The 18,680-nt window shown below is 64.8% G+C and carries 17 protein-coding genes; all 17 read left to right on the forward strand.

The annotated features are described in order from the left end of the window. The first annotated feature begins 90 nt into the window (after window positions 1-90). The 17 genes from AC58NV_RS17120 (at window position 91) to purF (ending at window position 18,629) form a co-directional block, all read left to right on the forward strand. A complete protein-coding gene (locus tag AC58NV_RS17120; RefSeq protein ID WP_497228198.1) occupies window positions 91-1,047 on the forward strand; it encodes a phosphoadenosine phosphosulfate reductase in 957 nt (318 codons plus the stop codon). Between the two features lie 64 nt (window positions 1,048-1,111). Beyond that, on the forward strand, window positions 1,112-2,155 hold the full coding sequence (pyrC, locus tag AC58NV_RS17125) for a dihydroorotase (RefSeq protein ID WP_497228199.1): 1,044 nt from the start codon (window positions 1,112-1,114) through the stop codon (window positions 2,153-2,155). A 157-nt stretch (window positions 2,156-2,312) separates the two neighbouring features. After that, complete coding sequence (locus AC58NV_RS17130; RefSeq protein ID WP_497228200.1) at window positions 2,313-2,990, forward strand: orotate phosphoribosyltransferase; 678 nt, start codon at window positions 2,313-2,315, stop codon at window positions 2,988-2,990. Between the two features lie 334 nt (window positions 2,991-3,324). After that, window positions 3,325-4,851: a replicative DNA helicase gene (locus tag AC58NV_RS17135; RefSeq protein WP_497228201.1), complete on the forward strand. Its 1,527-nt coding sequence runs from the start codon at window positions 3,325-3,327 to the stop codon at window positions 4,849-4,851. Then, on the forward strand, window positions 4,832-5,920 hold the full coding sequence (locus AC58NV_RS17140; protein WP_497228202.1) for an agmatine deiminase family protein: 1,089 nt from the start codon (window positions 4,832-4,834) through the stop codon (window positions 5,918-5,920). Before AC58NV_RS17135 ends, AC58NV_RS17140 begins: the two co-directional genes overlap by 20 nt. 109 nt (window positions 5,921-6,029) lie before the next feature. Beyond that, window positions 6,030-7,067, forward strand: coding sequence for an alanine racemase (alr, locus tag AC58NV_RS17145; RefSeq protein ID WP_497228203.1), 1,038 nt, complete (start codon window positions 6,030-6,032; stop codon window positions 7,065-7,067). Then, the gene (locus tag AC58NV_RS17150; protein WP_366659867.1) at window positions 7,064-7,846 is read left to right on the forward strand and encodes an MlaE family ABC transporter permease; all 783 of its coding nucleotides are present in this window, start codon (window positions 7,064-7,066) and stop codon (window positions 7,844-7,846) included. The genes alr and AC58NV_RS17150 overlap by 4 nt, the downstream gene beginning before the upstream one ends. Then, entirely contained in the window at window positions 7,843-8,589 is a 747-nt protein-coding gene (locus AC58NV_RS17155) for an ABC transporter ATP-binding protein (RefSeq protein ID WP_497228204.1), read from the forward strand. The genes AC58NV_RS17150 and AC58NV_RS17155 overlap by 4 nt, the downstream gene beginning before the upstream one ends. Before the next feature lie 242 nt (window positions 8,590-8,831). Then, on the forward strand, window positions 8,832-9,284 hold the full coding sequence (locus AC58NV_RS17160; protein WP_497228205.1) for a paraquat-inducible protein A: 453 nt from the start codon (window positions 8,832-8,834) through the stop codon (window positions 9,282-9,284). Window positions 9,285-9,431: 147 nt separating this feature from the next. Further along, window positions 9,432-10,214, forward strand: coding sequence for a DNA repair protein (locus tag AC58NV_RS17165; RefSeq protein WP_497228206.1), 783 nt, complete (start codon window positions 9,432-9,434; stop codon window positions 10,212-10,214). 65 nt (window positions 10,215-10,279) lie between these two features. Then, on the forward strand, window positions 10,280-11,641 hold the full coding sequence (gene radA, locus AC58NV_RS17170) for a DNA repair protein RadA (protein ID WP_497228207.1): 1,362 nt from the start codon (window positions 10,280-10,282) through the stop codon (window positions 11,639-11,641). 42 nt (window positions 11,642-11,683) lie between these two features. Then, window positions 11,684-12,238 (forward strand): CvpA family protein, encoded by a 555-nt coding sequence (locus tag AC58NV_RS17175; protein WP_366659874.1) that lies wholly within the window; start codon window positions 11,684-11,686, stop codon window positions 12,236-12,238. 387 nt (window positions 12,239-12,625) lie between these two features. Continuing rightward, window positions 12,626-13,306, forward strand: coding sequence for a Hint domain-containing protein (locus AC58NV_RS17180; protein ID WP_497228208.1), 681 nt, complete (start codon window positions 12,626-12,628; stop codon window positions 13,304-13,306). Window positions 13,307-13,550: 244 nt separating this feature from the next. Beyond that, complete coding sequence (locus AC58NV_RS17185; RefSeq protein WP_497228209.1) at window positions 13,551-14,951, forward strand: selenium-binding protein SBP56-related protein; 1,401 nt, start codon at window positions 13,551-13,553, stop codon at window positions 14,949-14,951. A 3-nt stretch (window positions 14,952-14,954) separates the two neighbouring features. Further along, window positions 14,955-15,614 (forward strand): hypothetical protein, encoded by a 660-nt coding sequence (locus AC58NV_RS17190; protein ID WP_497228210.1) that lies wholly within the window; start codon window positions 14,955-14,957, stop codon window positions 15,612-15,614. A 208-nt stretch (window positions 15,615-15,822) separates the two neighbouring features. Beyond that, the gene (locus AC58NV_RS17195) at window positions 15,823-16,845 is read left to right on the forward strand and encodes a DMT family transporter (RefSeq protein WP_497228211.1); all 1,023 of its coding nucleotides are present in this window, start codon (window positions 15,823-15,825) and stop codon (window positions 16,843-16,845) included. A gap of 263 nt (window positions 16,846-17,108) precedes the next feature. Continuing rightward, window positions 17,109-18,629, forward strand: coding sequence for an amidophosphoribosyltransferase (gene purF / locus AC58NV_RS17200; RefSeq protein ID WP_497228212.1), 1,521 nt, complete (start codon window positions 17,109-17,111; stop codon window positions 18,627-18,629). Window positions 18,630-18,680 lie beyond the last annotated feature (51 nt).

Raw genomic sequence — 18,680 nt, forward strand, 5'->3', positions numbered from 1 at the left:
CAGTTTTTCCAATTTTAGCCTTATTTGTCACCTAACCGTAAATTAACAAAACCGCCGTTAGGCGTACCTGGGGCATCAAAGGTGGCTGTAATGCACGATGGACTCGAAAATCTGGATGAGGACCTCTCCGGTCTGAAACCGCCCCAGTGGAAGGCCCGGATGGCGGCGCTGGCGGAAGAGCACGGCATGTACCAGCCGCTGGGCGACAAGCATTTCGCCACCTTCATCGACCAGGGCAACACGCTGCTGGTGACCTTTGAGACCATGCAGGGCATCCACAACCTGTCGGACCAGGCGCAGCCCTTGGGGTTCGATCTGGTGAAGAACCTGGGCTGGTCGCATATGTGCGTGGTCTCCGACGGCGACACCTGGTTCCGCGAGGAGCGCATCTATGGCTTCTTCGACCAGCTGATCGACGACGGGTTCTTTGACGAATTCGACAATGTGCTGTTCTACGGCGCCGGCCCCTGCGGCTATGCGGCGGCGGCCTATTCGGTGGCCTCCCCCGGCGCCACCGTGGTGGCGGTGCAGCCGCAGGCGACACTGGATCCGCGGATGACCGAATGGGACGACCGTTTCACCGAGATGCGCCGGCTGTCGTTCACCGACCGCTACGGCTATGCCCCGGACATGCTGGATGCGGCGGGGCAGGCCTTTGTGATCTTTGACCCCTATGAGCGGCTGGACGCGATGCATGCGGCGCTGTTCGCGCGCAAGAACGTCACCCGGCTGCGGTCCGCCAACATGGGCGGCGCGGTGCAGACCCGGCTGATCGAGATGGAGATGCTCTATCACATCCTGTCGCTGGCGGGCAGCGGCAAGCTGTCGGCCGCGGCCTTCTACAAGCTGTTCCGGGCGCGGCGCAACAACTCCTTCTTTCTGCGCAACCTGCTGGGGCGGCTGGAGCGGGAGGACCGCGGGGTGCTGATGGCGCTTCTGTGCCGCAACGTGACGGAGCGGATGCGGGCGCCGCGGTTCCGCCGCCGGCTGGAAGAGATGAAAGCACGCGCCGAAAACGGCGAATTCACGATCCCGGAGAAACGCTGAACAGGCTGCGGCCGGGCGCATTCAGCCGCTTTGTTTCCCCGCCGCCATGTGCTAACGCACGCGCATGACCCAGACGCTGACCATCCCCCGCCCCGATGACTGGCACCTGCACCTGCGCGACGGCGCCATGCTGCAGGCCGTGCTGCCCGAAACCGCCCGCCATTTCGGCCGTGCCATCATCATGCCGAATCTGGTGCCGCCGGTGGTGACCGGGGACCAGGCCGCCGCCTACCGCGACCGCATCCTGGCGGCGCTGCCGGAAGGCATGGCGTTTGAGCCGCTGATGACGCTCTACCTGACCGAGGACACCGATCCGGAAGATGTCGCCGCGGCCCATGCCAGCGGCCTGGTCAAGGCGGTGAAGCTCTACCCAGCGGGCGCCACCACCAATTCCGCCTCCGGCGTGCGCGATTTCGACAAGGTGCGCCCGGTGCTGGAGAAGATGGCCGAAATCGGCCTGCCGCTGTGCACCCATGGCGAGGTGACCGACCACGACATCGACATCTTCGACCGCGAGGCGGTGTTCATCGACCGGGTTCTGGACCCGATCCGCAAGGCCACGCCGGGGCTGCGGGTGGTGATGGAGCATATCACCACCAAAAACGCCGCCGAGTACGTGGCGAGCCAGGACAAGGACCTGGGCGCGACGATCACCACGCACCACCTGATCATCAACCGCAACCACATCCTGGTCGGCGGCATCAAGCCGCATTACTACTGCCTGCCGGTGGCCAAGCGCGAAGAGCACCGCCTGGCGCTGCGCGCCGCTGCCACCTCCGGCGATGCGCGTTATTTCCTGGGCACCGACTCGGCGCCGCACACCGATCCGAACAAGGAAAGCGCTTGCGGCTGCGCGGGCTGTTTCACCGCCACCAACACCATGTCCCTGCTGGCGCATGTGTTCGAGGAGGAAGGCGCGCTGGACAAGCTGGCGGGCTTTGCCTCGGAAAACGGCCCGGCGTTCTACGGCCTGCCGGTGAGCGATCAGACGCTGACGCTGGTCAAGGGCGAAGCACCCGTGCAGTTCCCGGAGAAGATCGAAAGCGGCGACGGGCCTGTCACCGTGTTTGATCCGGGATTCCCGGTTTACTGGTCGGTCCAGGCGTGACCCTTGCCGAAATCCCCCGGGCCGCCTGCGGTCCGGTTCGCGCCCGTCCCGCCCCCCAGGGCGGTCGCGAAGATGCCCCCGCCCCCGGGGCGGGCGCGCACCTGCGCAGTCTTTCAGCTGCGCACGGGGAAAGACATTCAATTTCCGGAGCTGCCACATGATCCCCTCCTCCTACCCTTCCCGCGAAGAAATCGCCCGCCTGTCGGCTCGGATGCTGCTGGAAATCGGCGCGGTGAACTTCAATACGGATGAGCCCTACACGCTGGCGTCCGGCCTGCCCTCGCCCAGCTACATCGACTGCCGCAAGCTGATCTCCTTTCCGCGAATCCGCACCACGCTGATGGATTTCCTCACCGTGACCGTGATGCGCAACGCGGGTTTCGAGGGGTTTGACAATGTTGCGGGCGGGGAGACGGCCGGCATCCCCTTTGGCGCACTGGTGGCCGAACGGATGGCGCTGCCGATGACTTATGTGCGGAAAAAACCCAAGGGCTATGGCCGCAATGCCCGCATCGAAGGGGTGATGACCGAGGATCAGCGGGTGCTGCTGGTGGAGGACATGACCACCGACGGCGGCTCCAAACTGTCCTTTGTGGATGCGATCCGCGAAACCGGCGCCTCCTGCGGCCACACCGCGGTGATCTTTTATTACGACATCTTCCCCGAAACCACCAAACGCCTGGGCGACCACGGCGTTGAGCTGCACTATCTGTGCACCTGGTGGGATGTTCTGGCCGAAGCCAAGGCGCAGAAGAGCTTCAGCGACGAGACGCTGGCCGAGGTGGAAAAATTCCTGAAAGACCCGCGCGCCTGGCAGGAAGCGCATAAAGCCTGAGGCGGATCAAGGGCTTCGGGCGGCGGGCTAATTGCCCGCCATTCCAAGGCCGGAAGCCGGACAAGCGGACCTTCGCCTTACGCAAAGTAAAGCGTTACAGGGCGGGCTGTGGACAAGCCCGCCCCGAATCGTTTTCCGCTTTCACTGATACGCAGATCTGGGGGCCTTCCCAGACCGCACCACATCATGTAGCCTGCATAGGACAAGCTTGCTGGCCTTTTATGGTAAACAGCCCACAGCGCCCGTGCGGTTATCCACAAGGGATCCACAGAGATTCCCAGATAGGAAAAACGCCCTTTGCGCCCTATAAGCGGGCCGAGTGACGAGAGCAGTGATGAACGAGATTACCCCCTTCGACGGCGATATGCCGCCCCCCGCACCGATGCCTGACACCAGCCCGGCCGAGACCGCGATGCCGGACAATGAGCTGCCGCATTCGGTGGAGGCGGAACAGCAGCTGCTGGGTGCGATCCTGACCAACAACGAGGTCTACGACAAGATCGCGCTGATCATCGACTCGTCGCATTTCTACGACCCGGTCCACGCCCGCATCTACGAGGTGGCGGCGGCGCGGATCTCAAAGAACGCGCTGGCCTCGCCGGTGACGCTGAAGGCGTTCCTGGAGGACCACGAGGGGCTGAAGGAACTGGGCGGGCCGGCCTATCTGGCCAAGCTCGCAGGCGCGTCGATCTCCGCCTTTGCGGTGCGGGATTACGCGCAGATGATTTACGACCTGGCAATCCGGCGCGAGCTGATTGCCCTGGGTCAGTCGATTGCAGAAAAGGCACGCCGCGTTGACGTGGCATCAGAACCTAAAGAGCAGATCGTTGAGGCAGAGCAGTCGCTTTACCAGCTGGCAGAGCAGGGCCAGACGGAAAGCGGTTTCAAGTCATTCCTGAAGGCCGTCACAGAAGCGGTCAATGTGACCAACGAGGCGTATCAGCGGGGTGGCGGCATGGCCGGCATCTCGACGGGCCTGATGGACCTCGATAAGCAACTTGGCGGCCTGCATCCCTCGGACCTTCTTATCCTCGCAGGCCGCCCCTCTATGGGGAAGACGTCGCTGGCGACCAACATCGCCTTCAACGTCGCCAAGGCATACAAACGCGGGGTGAAACCCGACGGATCGGAAGGCGCGCTGGACGGCGGCGTGGTGGGGTTCTTCAGCCTCGAGATGAGCGCCGAACAGCTGGCCGGGCGTATTCTGGCGGAAGCCTCGGAAATCTCCTCGCACAAGATCCGCCAGGGCGACATGACCGAAAGCGAATTCCGCCGCTTTGTGCAGGCGGCAAAGGATCTGGAAAGCTGCCCGCTGTTCATTGACGACACGCCGGCCATTCCGATCTCGCAGCTGGCCGCACGGGCGCGCCGCTTGAAGCGGACGCATGGGCTGGACCTTCTGGTGATCGACTACCTGCAGCTCTGCCGCGGCATGTCGGACAACCGGGTCAACGAGATCGCCGAAATCTCGATGGGGATGAAGGCGATTGCCAAGGAATTGAACATCCCGGTGATCGCGCTGTCGCAGCTGTCGCGTCAGGTGGAAAACCGCGAAGACAAGCGCCCGCAGCTGTCGGACCTTCGGGAATCGGGCTCGATTGAACAGGACGCCGACGTGGTGATGTTCGTGTTCCGCGAGGAATACTACAAGGAGCGGGAAAAGCCCGGCGACCACGAGCTGGAGAAGATGGAAGAGTGGAAGCAGGCGATGGAGCGGCTGCACGCCAAGGCCGAGGTGATCGTCGGCAAGCAGCGTCACGGCCCCATCGGCACGGTGGAGCTGTCGTTCGAGGCGCAGTTCACCCGCTTCGGCAACCTCGCCAAGGCCTGGCAGCAGGGGCATGAGGACGGCGGCTATTAACCGCCGCCGGTTTCTGGCCGGTTCAATGGCCGGTGCCGCGGGCGCCGGCGCGCTGTCCATGGCGGGAGGTGCGGGCATGGCAGAGGACGGGTTCCGGGTACCGCCGGAAGAAGCGCCGCATCAGCTGACCTTCATGCAATGGCCGGTGACCCCTGAGGTCTATGGCACCGGGCGCTACCGCCGGCAGGTTCAGAACCAGATTGCGCGGATTGCCAATACGGTGGCCGAATTCGAGCCGGTGGTGATGCTGGCCGCACCGGAAGAACACGCCCGCGCCCGGCGCAAGCTGTCCGGCAATGTGGAACTGTGGGACATCCCGGCAGATGACCTCTGGTGCCGCGACTCCGGACCGTTGTTCGGGCGTGACGGGCGCGGCCGCCTGTCGGTGCGGCAGCTGAACTTCAACGGCTGGGGCCGCTACCATCTGCCCAATGACGAGCGCATCGCTGCGCGGGTGGCAGAGCGGCTGGGGCTGCCCCTGTTTGACAGCGGCATCATAGGCGAGGCCGGCGGCGCCGAGGCGGACGGCCACGGGCTGCTGATGGCCAACGAAAGCAGCTGGGTGAACAAGAACCGAAATCCCGGCCTCTCCCGTGGCAAAATCGAAGCCGCGTTGCTGGCCGCCTATGGCGCGGACCGGATGATCTGGGGCAAGGGCGTCAAGGGCCAGGACGTGACCGACGACCACATCGACGGGCTGGCACGGTTCACCGGCGGGGGCCGCGTGCTGATGATGCTGGCAGAGGCGCCTGTTCCGGATGATCCCTTTGATGCTTCGGCCCGGCAGTTGCAGCAGCGCCTGCAGGCAGAGGGCCTTCAGGTCGACACCCTGCCCTGGCCCGAGGCCGGGCGGATCAGGGACGTGAACAGCCAGTGCAGTTACGTGAACTATTACGTCTGCAACGGCGGGGTTATCGCGCCGCAAAGCGGCGACAAACGCACCGATGCGCTGGCGGGCGAGGCGCTGCGCCGCCACTACCCGGGGCGGGAGCTGGTGATGCTGGACACCGATCTGCTGGCGGAACTGGGCGGCGGCATCCATTGCGCCACCCAGCAGATGCCGGCCTGAGCCGTGCCTAGCGGTCGTTACCTAGCGATTGCGGCATGCAGCTGCCGGTTCGCCGCTTTCCTGCGGTTTTCCCCCTTGACGTGCAGCCTCCCCATGTCATGAACACGCCATGAGCACGGCAAAACTGACAATCAACCTGGATGCGCTGGTCACCAACTGGCGGAATCTGGATGCGCTGACCGGCTGCGAGACCGCAGCGGTGGTCAAGGCGAACGGGTACGGCCTGGATGCAGGCCGGGTGGGCAAGGCGCTGGCCAAGGCGGGCGCCCGCAACTTCTTTGTGGCGGCAGCCGAGGAAGGCGGCGCGCTGCGCCGTGCGCTGGGGCCGGGCTCCGGCATCTCGGTGTTTTCCGGCCATATGGAGGGTGACGCGAAGCTGCTGAAGGATTTCCAGCTGACGCCGATGCTGAATTCGCTGGACCAGATGCTGCGCCATTTCGAGACCCTGCCGGGCCACCCGTTCGGGGTGCAGCTGGACAGCGGCATGAACCGGCTGGGTATGGAGCATGGCGAATGGGCCGCGGTGGCAGAGATTGCCCTGGGCCAGAACCCGGTGCTGCTGATGTCGCATCTGGCCTGCGCCGATGAGCCGTCGCACCCGATGAACGCGCAGCAGCTGCAGGCCTTCCGCGAGATGACCGACGGGCTGGAGGTGCCGCGCTCGCTGGCCGCCACCGGCGGCATGCTGCTGGGCAAAGACTACCACTTCGACCTCTGCCGCCCCGGTGTCGGGCTTTATGGCGGGCTGCCGTTCACCGACGCGGTGCCGGTGGTACAGCTGGACCTGCCGGTTATCCAGGTGCGCGACCTGGAACCGGGCGAAAGCGCCGGCTACGGCAATGCCTGGGTTGCGCAGCGCCCCAGCCGCATCGCCACCGTTGCCGCCGGTTACGCAGACGGTTTGCACCGGGCGATGGGTAATGGCGGCATCCAGGTTTTCGCGGGCGGGACCGCCTGCCCCGTGGTGGGCCGCGTCTCGATGGACCTGATCACTGTGGATGTGACAGATCTGGCTGAGGTGCCGGATGCGCTGTCGATCCTCAATGAGCATCAGACCGTGGACATGCTAGCGGAGGCCGCAGGCACCATCGGATATGAGATCCTGACCTCCACCGGCCACCGCTACGCACGGACGTATTTGGGATGAATCCAATAACTCTCCTGGCCCGGCTGGGCCGCGCCGCTTTGGCGGGGATGTCGGCGGTCGGGCGCGCGGCGCTGTTTGCGCTGTCGGCCTTCAGCCACATGATCCGCCCGCCCTATTACCCGCGCGAGTTCTTTCAGGCGCTGCTGAACGTCGGCTGGCTGTCGCTGCCGGTGGTGGGCCTGACGGCGATTTTCACCGGCGGCGCGCTGGCCCTGCAGATCTACGCTGGCGGCGCCCGTTTCAACGCTGAGGCCGTGGTGCCGCAGATCGTCGCCATCGGCATGGTGCGGGAATTGGGGCCGGTGCTGGTCGGGCTGATGATCGCGGCGCGCGTGACCTCCTCGATTGCTGCCGAGATTGCCACCATGAAGGTGACCGAGCAGATCGACGCGCTGGTGACGCTGTCGACCCATCCGATGAAATACCTGGTGGCGCCGCGGGTGCTGGCAGCGCTGATCACGGTGCCGGTGCTGGTCGGCATCGGCGACATCATCGGCATCATGGGCGGCTACACGGTGGCGGTGCAGAACCTCGGCTTCAACGCCGCCGCCTACCTCAAGAACACGGTCGACTTCCTGGAGCCGCTCGACATCATCTCCTCGCTGGTCAAGGGCGCCGCCTTTGGCACCATCGCGGCGATGATGGGCTGCTATTACGGCATGCAGTCGGGCCGCGGCGCCCAGGGCGTGGGCCGCGCCACCAAAGGCTCGGTGGAATCCGCCGCGGTGCTGATCCTGGCCGCCAATTTTGTCCTCACAGGGGTGTTCTTCTCGCTATGATCCGCATGGAAAACGTCCGCAAGGCCTTTGGCGACAACCAGGTGCTGAACGGCATGAACCTGGAAATCGCCAAGGGCACCTCGATGGTGATCATCGGCGGCTCCGGCACCGGCAAATCGGTGGCGCTGAAAAGCATCCTGGGGCTGATCCAGCCCGACAGCGGTGAAATCTATGTCGATGGCAAGCCCGCCGGTTCCGGCGACCGCGACAAGTTCCTGGCGCGCTTCGGCATGCTGTTCCAGGGCGGCGCGCTGTTTGACTCGCTGCCAGTCTGGCAGAACGTGGCCTTCCGCCTGCTGCGCGGTGCGCTGAAGCGGCCCGCCGATGAGGCCCGCGAGATTGCCATTGAGAAACTGCGCCGGGTGGGGCTGCGCGCCAAGGTGGCCGACCTCTACCCCTCGGAGCTGTCGGGCGGCATGCAGAAACGCGTCGGCCTCGCCCGCGCGATTGCGGCGGAGCCGGAGATCATCTTCTTCGATGAGCCGACCACCGGCCTGGACCCGATCATGTCCGGCGTGATCAACGACCTGATCCGCGAAATCGTGGTGGAGATGGGCGCAACCGCGATGACCATCACCCACGACATGACCTCTGTCCGGGCGATCGCCGACAATGTGGCGATGCTGCACGGCGGGGTGATCCAGTGGACCGGCCCGGTGAGCGAGATGGACCAGTCCGGCGATCCCTACATGGAGCAGTTCATCCACGGCCGCGCGGAGGGGCCGATCGAGGCGGTGCGGTAAGTCCCGCTTCTTCTTTGCCAAAGTACTCCCGCCGGAGGCTTCCAACACGAGGCCAGAAGCCGTTCGCGGGCGGAAACGAAGCGCCCGCCGTTTTGCCGTAGGCAAACCTTTGGTTTGGCGGCGCGGACGGCCGCTGACCGGGCCACAAACGCCCCGGCTGGTGTTGGCCGCTGCCGTTTTCCCCCTTTCAAACAAGCGGGAAAACGCACAAGTCTTGGCGGACCCGCAGAAAACGAGCCGCCATGACCCTCCGCCTTCTCACCCTGTCGCTGCTGATCCTCTACCCCGTCGCCTGGTTCGCGCCGCTTATGCGGGCGGGGCTGCTGCCGATTTTCGGCCTTAGCGAAATCTCGGTGATCACCGGGCTGCAGAGCCTTTGGGGCAGCGACGCGGTGCTGGCGCTGATCGTCACCTTCTTTGCGATTTTCGCCCCCTACCTCAAGACCATCGGCACCGCGCTGGTGCAGTGGAACCTGCTGGACGCGCGGGTGCAGAAGGTGCTGCATGTGCTGGGCAAGCTGGCGATGGCCGACATCTTCCTGATCGCGCTCTACATCACCCTGGCCAAGGGCATTGGCCTCGCCACCATCGAAACCGCCTGGGGGCTCTATCTGTTCACCGCCTGTATCCTCGCCTCCATCGTGCTGGGCATGCTGACGGAACGCGCCGCCAAGGCGCCGCGGCAGACCGGGTAAGCCCTTGATCCGGCGGCAAACCGCTCCATTTGAATAAGCCGGAAAAGTAACACCATCGTCATGGGACCGGCACGCTGCGCCCTGTCCGGGCTGTCCCCCCTGCACTGCCGGCCCCGTGTCTGCACGCGTTTATGCTGGAGGGGGCCAATGGCCGGCATTCAATCCATCCTGTTCACCGCCCAGACCGTTCTGATGCGGTTGTCGTTCCTGATGATCGGCCTGGCTGCCGCGGCGGCGCTGACGGCCACCGCGCTGGCGGCGCTGGGTATCTGGCCCTGGCTGTCGCTGCAGGCCGGCCTTGGCGCAGAGATCCACCCGCAGGCCGGCATGTTTGCCCAGATCGCACTGACGGCGCTGGCGGTTATGCTGCTGTTCTTCCTGCCCGCAAACGGGCGGATCATGGCGCTGGAGAGCTCGCACCGGCGGTTCGCGCTGAACATGGAGGACGTCAAGCAGGCCTATCAGCTGGCCCATGCGGGCGACCGCGCCGGGGTGTTCACCCTGGCCTCCGAATTCGATGCGGTGAAGGAGCGGCTGGCCTTCCTGCGCGACCACCCGGACCTGGAGGGGCTGGAGCCGGATGTGCTGGAGACCGCCGCGCAGATGAGCCAGGTGAGCCGCGGGCTGGCGGAGACCTATTCCGAAGCCAGGGTGGCGCGCGCCCGCGCCTTCCTGAAGCAGCGGCAGGAGGAGCTGGAGACCTTCAAGGCGCGGCTGGAGGATGCCCAGATCATCATGCATGAGCTGCGCCAGTGGGCCCGCGACGTGGAGATCGAGGAAAGCATCGCCAAGTCGCATCTGGCCCGGCTGCGCGGCGAGTTGTTCGAACTGCTGCCGGAACTGTCGGCGCAATTGCAGGGGCAGCCCGGCGGCGAGGACCCCGAAGGCGGCAGCGTGGTGCCGATCCAGCCGCCGCGCCGCGCCGACTAACGTGCCGCCGGGCGCAGCGCGCAGCCCCTTGAACAAAAGGGAAACATCTGCCACTGATCAGGGCCATGGCAAAAACAACTTTCTCCTGCTCCGCCTGCGGAGCCAGCTTTTCCAAATGGTCGGGGCGCTGCGAAGGCTGCGGCGAGTGGAACACCATCACCGAGGATCAGGGGCTGTCCTCCGGCCCCGCCAAGAAATCGCTGGGCGTCAAGCGCGGCCGCACCATCCAGCTGACCGATCTGTCGGCGCGGGAAACCCCGCCGCCGCGCGCCTGCTGCGGCGTCGGGGAACTGGACCGGGTGCTGGGTGGCGGGCTGGTCGCCGCCTCGGCCATTCTGGTAGGCGGCGATCCCGGCATCGGCAAGTCCACCCTGCTCTTGCAGGCGGCGGCGCGCTTTGCCCAGTCGGGCGTCAAGACCGTCTATGTGAGCGGCGAGGAAGCCTCGGCCCAGGTGCGGATGCGGGCGCAGCGGTTGGGACTGGCGGATGCGCCGGTGCAGCTGGCGGCGGAGACCAACCTGCGCGACATCCTGACCACGCTGGAGGCGGAGAAGCCGCAGCTGGCCATTATCGATTCCATCCAGACCATGTGGGCAGATCATGTGGACAGTGCGCCGGGGTCGGTCAGCCAGGTGCGCGCCGCCGCGCATGAGCTGACCACATTCGCCAAGCGGCACGGGATTTCCATCATCATGGTCGGCCATGTCACCAAGGAGGGCCAGATCGCAGGCCCCCGCGTGGTCGAGCATATGGTCGACACGGTGCTCTATTTCGAGGGTGAGCGCGGCCACCAGTTCCGCATCCTGCGCGCGGTCAAGAACCGCTTTGGCCCGGCGGATGAGATCGGTGTGTTTGAAATGACCGGCAGCGGCCTCAGCGAGGTGATCAACCCCTCGGCCCTGTTCCTGTCCGAACGCGGCGAGCCCTCGCCGGGATCGGTGGTGTTTGCGGGCATCGAAGGCACCCGGCCCGTATTGGTCGAGATGCAGGCGCTGATTGCGCCCTCGCCGCATTCGCAGCCGCGCCGCGCAGTGGTGGGCTGGGACAGCTCGCGGCTGGCGATGATCCTGGCGGTGCTGGAGGCGCGCTGCGGCATCCCGTTTGCCGGCTTGGACGTCTATCTGAACGTCGCGGGCGGCATGAAGATTTCCGAACCCGCCGCCGACCTCGCGGTGGCGGCAGCGCTGCTGAGTGCGCGGGAAGATGTGGCTTTGCCCGCCGATACGGTGGTTTTCGGAGAAATTTCGCTATCCGGCGCCCTTCGCCCGGCGCCGCAGACCGAAAACAGGTTGAAAGAGGCGCAAAAACTTGGTTTCACGGCGGCGATTGCCCCTGGCGGCAGTAAAACCGTGTCCGTGAACGGCTTGAACTTGCGAAAGTCAGGCGATCTGGCAGGTTTTGTTGGCGATTTCTTCGGGGCCGGTTAAAGTCGCAAAAAATTTGAGATCGCAGGCAAACGGGCGAGGGACATGGAAGGTTTCACAATCATCGACGGGGTCGTGGCCCTGGTCATCGTGGTATCGGCGCTGCTTGCCTATTCGCGCGGGTTCGTGCGCGAGGCGATGGCGATTGCCGGCTGGATCGCCGCGGGTGTGCTGGCCTTCATCTTTGCGCCCCAGGCCGAGCCGCTGATGGCGGAAATTCCGGTGGTGGGCGACTTCATCGCCGACAGCTGCGAACTGTCGATCATCGCCGCCTTTGCCGCGGTGTTCGCGCTTGCGCTGATTGTGGTCTCCTTCTTCACGCCGTTGTTCTCCACCCTGGTGCAGCGCTCGGCGCTTGGCGGCTTGGATCAGGGCGCGGGTTTCTTCTTCGGGGTGTTGCGCGGCATTCTTCTGATCGCAATTGCCTTCTTCCTCTATGATGTGGTGATGACCGGGCAGAGCTTCACAATCGTTGACGAAAGCCGCTCTGCCGAGGTGTTCGAGCGCCTGACCGGCAAGATCGAAGAGCGCAATCCGGAGCAGGCCCTGGGCTGGGTGACGGAGCAATACGAGGCTCTGATCGGTGCCTGCGGCCAGTAATTCCTAAGGATTACCACCATCAGGCAGATATGCGGGCGCCCCATGGGCGCCCGTTTTGCTTTGAATTCAATGCGTTCACACAGTTATCCACAGGATGCGGGGTGCGGCGGTTAACTCCGAAAATTCACATTAACGCTTTGTTAACCAAAGAGAATCGGGATTCGAGGGGCATTTCGGGGCGTCTCAAAAATTGCGTCAAACCTTAACAAATCCTCAGCCCGCACCGTAAAAAGGTTAACAATCCCCCGGAAAAAGCAGGTTTTGTCCCCAAAAAATCGCGCCATCCCGAAATGCGACGCAAGCCTGCCCCAATTTGGTCCCAATTCGGGGGCCACATGGCTTCAACGGCAAGACGCCGGGACGAAGACGCTCAGAAGGGACATGAAAATGCAGCTGGATCACACCACAGATTTCGCCGAATACCTGCCGGTTGATGTGCTGCTGCTGACCAATCCCCTGCCGCAGTCCGTGAAGCCGGCGCCGAAACGCGCCCGCATCCGCAGCGGCGGTTTCCTGCCCGATACGCTGGTGGAGACCGAAGAGGGCTTCAAGCAGGCCCGCGACGTGAAACCCGGCGACATGGTGTTCACCTTTGACGGCGGCGCCCAGGAAGTGAAAGCGGTGAAGCACGCGGTGCCGCGCCTGACCACCCTGATGCATATCCCGGCCGGCGCGCTGGGGAACGACACCGAGCTGATGCTGCCCTCCGACCAGAAAGTGGCGCTGGAGATGGACACCGCGGAACGCCTGTTCGGCCTGCCGGTTGTCGTCGCCAAGCTGATCGCCCTGGCCGGCTACAAGGGCATCACCGCGGCAGCGCCGGAGCGCCTGGGCCGCATCCATTTCGAGTTCGAAGAAGAAGAGCTGGTCTGGGCCGAAAGCGGCATGCTGCTGCCCGCCGGCGATGCCGCCGAAGACTCCGCCTTTCACCAGCTGTCGCTGACCGAGACCCGCCAGGTGCTGGCCAGCGACGAAGGCCGCGCGCTGTCGCAGACCGGCATGGGTGAGGTTGACGCCCGCCTGCCCAGCCCGCTGGACAACCTGCTGGACCGTATCCTGGCAGCCTGATCCCAGCCCCCAAGACATTCCCTCCCCCCTCGGGCCCGCCTTCGTGCGGGCCTATTCTTTTGGCAACGGCCGCGGGCAGGCAGGGCCGTTTCCCCCGCCAGCCGCGGCAGAGCCGGAACAAGCGTTCCGCACGCAGGGGCATTTCCGGAAAAAGTTGCCCGGATAATCCATGTATGCCAGCATTCCGGAAGGCGCGGAGGCACCGCAGAGCAACCGGCGCCCGGTACATAGGGAGGATTTGACGATGAACTTGCGGCCCGACCCAACATTTCACGCGACACCCAAGCTTGCCATGGAGGCTCCGGCGGAAAAGCTGGCCTTCACCCTGATGCTGAGCCCCAATTTTTCGCAGCCCGACGGGCTGGCGGTGGTCGATGTCGACCCGCAGTCGGACACATACGGCGAGATCGTGCATCAGCTGATCATGCCCAACAAGGGCGATGAGTTTCATCACTTCGGCTGGAACGCCTGTTCCTCCTCCCTGTCGCCGCTGTCGGGCCATGCGTTCCTGGAACGGCGCTATCTGATCATCCCCGGCATCCGTTCCAGCCGGATCTATGTGGTGGACGTAAAGGAGCCGCTGAAGGCGAAGATTCACAAGATCATCGAGCCGGAGGAGGTTTTTGCCAAGACCGGCTACTCCCGCCCGCACACCATCCACTGCGGCCCGGAAGGCATCTATGTCTCCACCCTGGGCGGCGGCGGCGCGGACGGCACCGACGGGCCGCCGGGCATCTTCATCATGGACTGCGAGACCTTCGAGATCCTGGGCCGCTACGAGATGGACCGCGGCAAGCAGGACAAGCACTATGATTTCTGGTGGAACCTGCCGCGCGACTACATGGTCAGCTCCGAATGGGCGCTGCCGCCGCAGTTCGAGAACGGCATCGTGCCGGAGGACCTGCTGAGCAACAAATACGGCCATTCGATCCATTTCTGGAACCTGCGCCAGCGCAAGAACGTGCAAACCATCGACCTGGGCGAGAACCACCAGATGGCGCTGGAAATCCGGCCCGCGCATGATCCGTCGCGCGATTACGGCTTCTGCGGCGTGGTGGTGGACACCACCAACCTGCAAGGGTCGATCTTCACCTGGTGGCAGAAGGACGACGGCACCTTTGATGCCAAGAAGACCATCACCATCGACCCGCGGCCCGAGAAGCCGGAAAACCTTCCGCCGCTCTTGCAGGGGTTCGAGGCGGTGCCGCCGCTGGTCACCGACATCGACCTGAGCATGGATGACAAGTACCTCTACGTCGCGTGCTGGGGGATGGGCGAGATGCACCAGTATGATGTCTCCGACCCGATGAACCCCAAGCTGACCGGCAAGGTCGAGGTCGGCGGCATTGCGCGGAATGCCAAGCATCCGAACGGCAAGGATTTTGCCTATGGCCCGCAGATGGTGGAGATCAGCCGCGACGGCAAGCGGGTCTACTGGACCAATTCGCTTTATTCCACCTGGGACGACCAGTTCTACCCCGATGCCGAAGGCGGCCAGATGGTGATGGCCAACGCGGGTGAAAACGGCGGGCTGGAGCTGGACAAGGATTTCTATGTGGAGTTCCCCAAGGGCTACCGCAGCCACCAGATCCGGCTGGAGGGCGGAGACTGCTCCACTGACAGCTTCTGCTACCCATCCGTCTGACGCGTGGCAGAGATCAGCACGGCGGCGGCCCTGTGGGGGGCCGTGGCCCTTTCCGGTGTCTATCATGGCGTGAACCCCGGCATGGGCTGGCCGCTGGCGGTTTCCGCCGCGCTGATGGAGCGCTCGCAGGGCAGCCTGTGGCGGGCGCTGGCCGCGCTGGCCGTGGGGCATCTGCTGGCAATGGCGGCGGTGCTGTTCCCGTTCTCGGCGCTGATGGTGCTGGTGGCGTGGCAGCGCGAGATCCAGACCGGCGCCGCCTGCCTGGTGATCGCGCTGGGGCTTTACCTGCTGTGGAACCGCCGCCATCCGCGCATGCTGGCACGGGTTCCGCCGTCGCGGCTGGCGCTGTGGTCTTTCCTGGCGGCGATGGCGCATGGCGCCGGGCTGATGCTGGTGCCGATCTACCTCGGCATCTGCGCCACGGTTGAGACCGACGCGGGTCACGCCGCCGCCGGGACGCTGATGGCGGGCAATGCGGGCATCGCGGCGCTGGTCGCCCTGGCGCATACGCTGGCGATGACGCTGGCAGGCGGTGCCATGGCGTTTGGCATCTATCACTGGCTGGGGCTGAAGTTCCTGTCCAAGGGCTGGTTCAACCTCGATGCGGTCTGGGCGCTGAGCCTGGTCCTGGTTGGCGCGGTGTCGCTGCTGACGCTGCATTGACGGGGCGCCTTTAACCGCCCGCATGTTTCAAGACGCCCCTGCCTGCTGCGCAGCCCGGGGCAGATCAAAGCACGGGAAACCCCCGGCCTGGCCGGTTCCAGAACAGTCCAGGTCGCTGCCCGGCCGCCAGAGGCCGGGAATTCCGTCTACCCTCCCGAACCGCAAGGCGTGCACCACCGCAACGCCCCCGGGTCACAGGAAGCGCAATTTGGACAGCAGCAGCCGCGACGGCGATGACACCACCCTGACAGGGATCCTTCTGCTGGTCCTGGGACTGACGGTCTTCTCGCTTCAGGATGTCATCATGAAGGTGTTCAGCAGCCAGATGGCGGTGCAGGAGGTGATCTTTCTGCGCGGGCTGGTGACGCTGATCCCGGTCAGCCTGGGCCTGTACCTGAGCGGAGGGCGCGGCGCCTTTGCGACCCGCAGACTGTTCCTGTCCTGCCTGCGCGGCGCCGCCGGGTTCGTCTGCTTCTCGGCCTTTTCCATGGCGCTGGCGGTGCTGCCGCTGGCGGATGCCATGCCGCTTTACTACACCGCGCCGCTGTTCGTGGTGATGTTCTCGATCCCGCTTTTGGGTGAGCAGGTCGGCTGGCGCAGCTGGCTGGCGATCTGCGCCGGTTTCCTTGGCGTGGTGTTCGTGGCGCAGCCGGGCGCGGGCGGCATTGAGCCTGCAATGATCCTCGCCATCGTCTCGGCCTGCGCCTACAGCGCGCAGAGCCTGCTGGCGCGGCTGCTGGGGCCGACCGAAAGCGCCCTGCGGATGACCTTCTTTTCGATGCTGACCTTCGTGGCGCTGAGCGGTGCCATGGGGCTGATGTTCGGCAGCGGCTGGCTGGACCGGTTCGACCATCCCAGCGCCCAGTACATGTTCCGCGCCTGGAGCGTGCCGGACCTGCCGCAGACCGCGCTGATCGTGGCCGTGGGCCTGATCGCCGCCGCCGGCTTCTATTGCATCAGCCAGGCCTACCGGCTGGGGCCCGCCAACAGCATTGCGCCGTTCGAGTACAGCTCGCTCCCGGTGGCGGTTCTGTGGGGCTGGCTGTTCTGGGGCGACATCCCCGGCAGCACCACCATCACCGGCAGCGCGCTGATTGTCGGAAGCGGCCTGTTCATCCTGCACCGCGAGGTCGTCAAGCGCCGCGAAATCCGCCGCGCCGCTGCCATACGCCGCAGCGCAGAAGGGAATTGTGATCCTTTGATGACAGCGGAGGCGAAAGCCTCTATGTGAGGGCGCGAACAGGAAACGGATTCGGAGCCACACCGCCTTGCCGCTGCTGCAGACGCTGCCCGCCTGCCCTTGTGGACCTGACCTGACGCAGCCAGCGCCGGGACGCAGGACCGCAACCGGCCATCAGGCTCCGGACGCTTTGCCGGCAGGGAGCTTTGGCGCGGCCGGATTGGCGCAGGCACGGAAAAATGCGCTAGACTGCCGCCAGCACCGCTTCCATCAGCCATCGAACAGCAAAGCCTAATCGGGATTGGAGCCAGCCAATGTGCGGGATTTTGGGGATCGCAAGCCGGGACACGGAAGTCTTTGCGGAGATATATGACGGGCTTCTGATGCTGCAGCACCGCGGCCAGGACGCCTCGGGCATCGTGACCTACACCGGCGAGTTCTTCCGCGAGCGCAAGGCCAACGGCCTGGTCAAGGACGTGTTCGGCCCGTCGGATGCGGAAACCCTGACCGGCCGCGTCGGCATGGGCCATGTGCGCTACCCCACTGCGGGCTCGCTGAGCGCGGCAGAGGCGCAGCCGTTCTTCGTGAATGCGCCCTACGGCATCTACCTGGTCCACAACGGCAATATCACCAACACCGCCGAGCAGCGCGAAAAGGTGACCGGCAAATACAGCCGCCATCTGCGCACCACCTCCGATTCCGAAATCCTGCTGAACGTTCTGGCCGACAAGGTCGCCGATGCGATCAAGGTCAATGGCAACGCCGAGCCGATCCGCAACATCTTTGCCGGTGTGAAGATGACCATGGAGCGGGTGCAGGGCGCCTATTCGGTGCTGTGCATGATCGCCGGTGTCGGCATGCTGGCCTTCCGCGACCCGCATGGCATCCGGCCGCTGTCGCTGGGCAAGCGCCCCGCGCAGGGTGACGGCGACGACTATTGCATCGCGTCTGAGGACGTGGCGTTCGGCATCAACGGCTTTGAGAAGGTCCGCGACGTGAAGGCCGGCGAGGCGGTGCTGATCGATCTGGACGGCAACCTGCATACCTTCCAGGCGGTCGAGGGCAAGCTGACCCCCTGCATTTTTGAGTATGTCTACCTGGCGCGCCCAGACTCGATGATGGACGGCGTTTCGGTCTACAAGACCCAGCTGCGCATGGGCCAGGCGCTGGCCAAGCAAATTCAGGACTCGGGCCTGGAGATCGACAGCATCATCCCGGTGCCTGATTCGGCCCGCCCCGTGGCGCTGGAAGTCGCCAATGCCACCGGCATCCGCTACCGCGAGGGTCTGGTGAAGAACCGCTACGTCGGCCGCACCTTCATCATGCCCGGCCAGGCCGAGCGGCAGAAATCGGTGCGCCGCAAGCTGAACGCGATCCCGCTGGAGTTCAAGGACCGCAACGTGCTGCTGATCGACGATTCCATCGTGCGCGGCAACACCATCAAGAAGATCGTGCAAATGTGCCGCGAGGCCGGCGCCAAGAAGGTCTATATCGCCTCTGCCTCGCCGCCGGTCGTTTACCCGAACGTCTATGGTATCGACATGCCGACCAAGCATGAGCTGATCGCAAACGGCCTCAGCATCGAGGAAATCCGCGAGGAGCTGGGCGCCGACGCGCTGTTCTACCAGAAGCTCGAGGACCTGATCTGGGCGGCGCAGGAAGGCAACCCGGACATCCAGGGCTTTGACTGCTCCTGCTTTGACGGCAACTACATCACCGGCGTCACCGAAGAGTATCTGGACGCACTGGAAGGCAGCAGCCGCGTCAGTGCCAAGATCAAGGACATGCCCGCACCCGGCGCCTCCTGGAACGCCTCCAAGCTGGCCACCGGCTGAGGCCCGCCCCAACAGGGGTTTGAACTTTGGCCCGCATGCGGCTATGAGGGC

It is taken from the genome of Leisingera sp. ANG49 (assembly GCF_059694505.1).

Coding starts and splice junctions, on each gene's coding strand:
- AC58NV_RS17180 (WP_497228208.1), top strand. CDS start 12,626: ATGCAGCTGGATCACACCACAGATTTCGCCGAATACCTGCCGGTTGAT.
- AC58NV_RS17135 (WP_497228201.1), top strand. CDS start 3,325: ATGAACGAGATTACCCCCTTCGACGGCGATATGCCGCCCCCCGCACCG.
- AC58NV_RS17120 (WP_497228198.1), top strand. CDS start 91: ATGCACGATGGACTCGAAAATCTGGATGAGGACCTCTCCGGTCTGAAA.
- AC58NV_RS17140 (WP_497228202.1), top strand. CDS start 4,832: ATGAGGACGGCGGCTATTAACCGCCGCCGGTTTCTGGCCGGTTCAATG.
- AC58NV_RS17175 (WP_366659874.1), top strand. CDS start 11,684: ATGGAAGGTTTCACAATCATCGACGGGGTCGTGGCCCTGGTCATCGTG.
- AC58NV_RS17155 (WP_497228204.1), top strand. CDS start 7,843: ATGATCCGCATGGAAAACGTCCGCAAGGCCTTTGGCGACAACCAGGTG.
- AC58NV_RS17160 (WP_497228205.1), top strand. CDS start 8,832: ATGACCCTCCGCCTTCTCACCCTGTCGCTGCTGATCCTCTACCCCGTC.
- AC58NV_RS17150 (WP_366659867.1), top strand. CDS start 7,064: ATGAATCCAATAACTCTCCTGGCCCGGCTGGGCCGCGCCGCTTTGGCG.
- AC58NV_RS17185 (WP_497228209.1), top strand. CDS start 13,551: ATGAACTTGCGGCCCGACCCAACATTTCACGCGACACCCAAGCTTGCC.
- alr (WP_497228203.1), top strand. CDS start 6,030: ATGAGCACGGCAAAACTGACAATCAACCTGGATGCGCTGGTCACCAAC.
- AC58NV_RS17165 (WP_497228206.1), top strand. CDS start 9,432: ATGGCCGGCATTCAATCCATCCTGTTCACCGCCCAGACCGTTCTGATG.
- purF (WP_497228212.1), top strand. CDS start 17,109: ATGTGCGGGATTTTGGGGATCGCAAGCCGGGACACGGAAGTCTTTGCG.
- AC58NV_RS17130 (WP_497228200.1), top strand. CDS start 2,313: ATGATCCCCTCCTCCTACCCTTCCCGCGAAGAAATCGCCCGCCTGTCG.
- pyrC (WP_497228199.1), top strand. CDS start 1,112: ATGACCCAGACGCTGACCATCCCCCGCCCCGATGACTGGCACCTGCAC.
- radA (WP_497228207.1), top strand. CDS start 10,280: ATGGCAAAAACAACTTTCTCCTGCTCCGCCTGCGGAGCCAGCTTTTCC.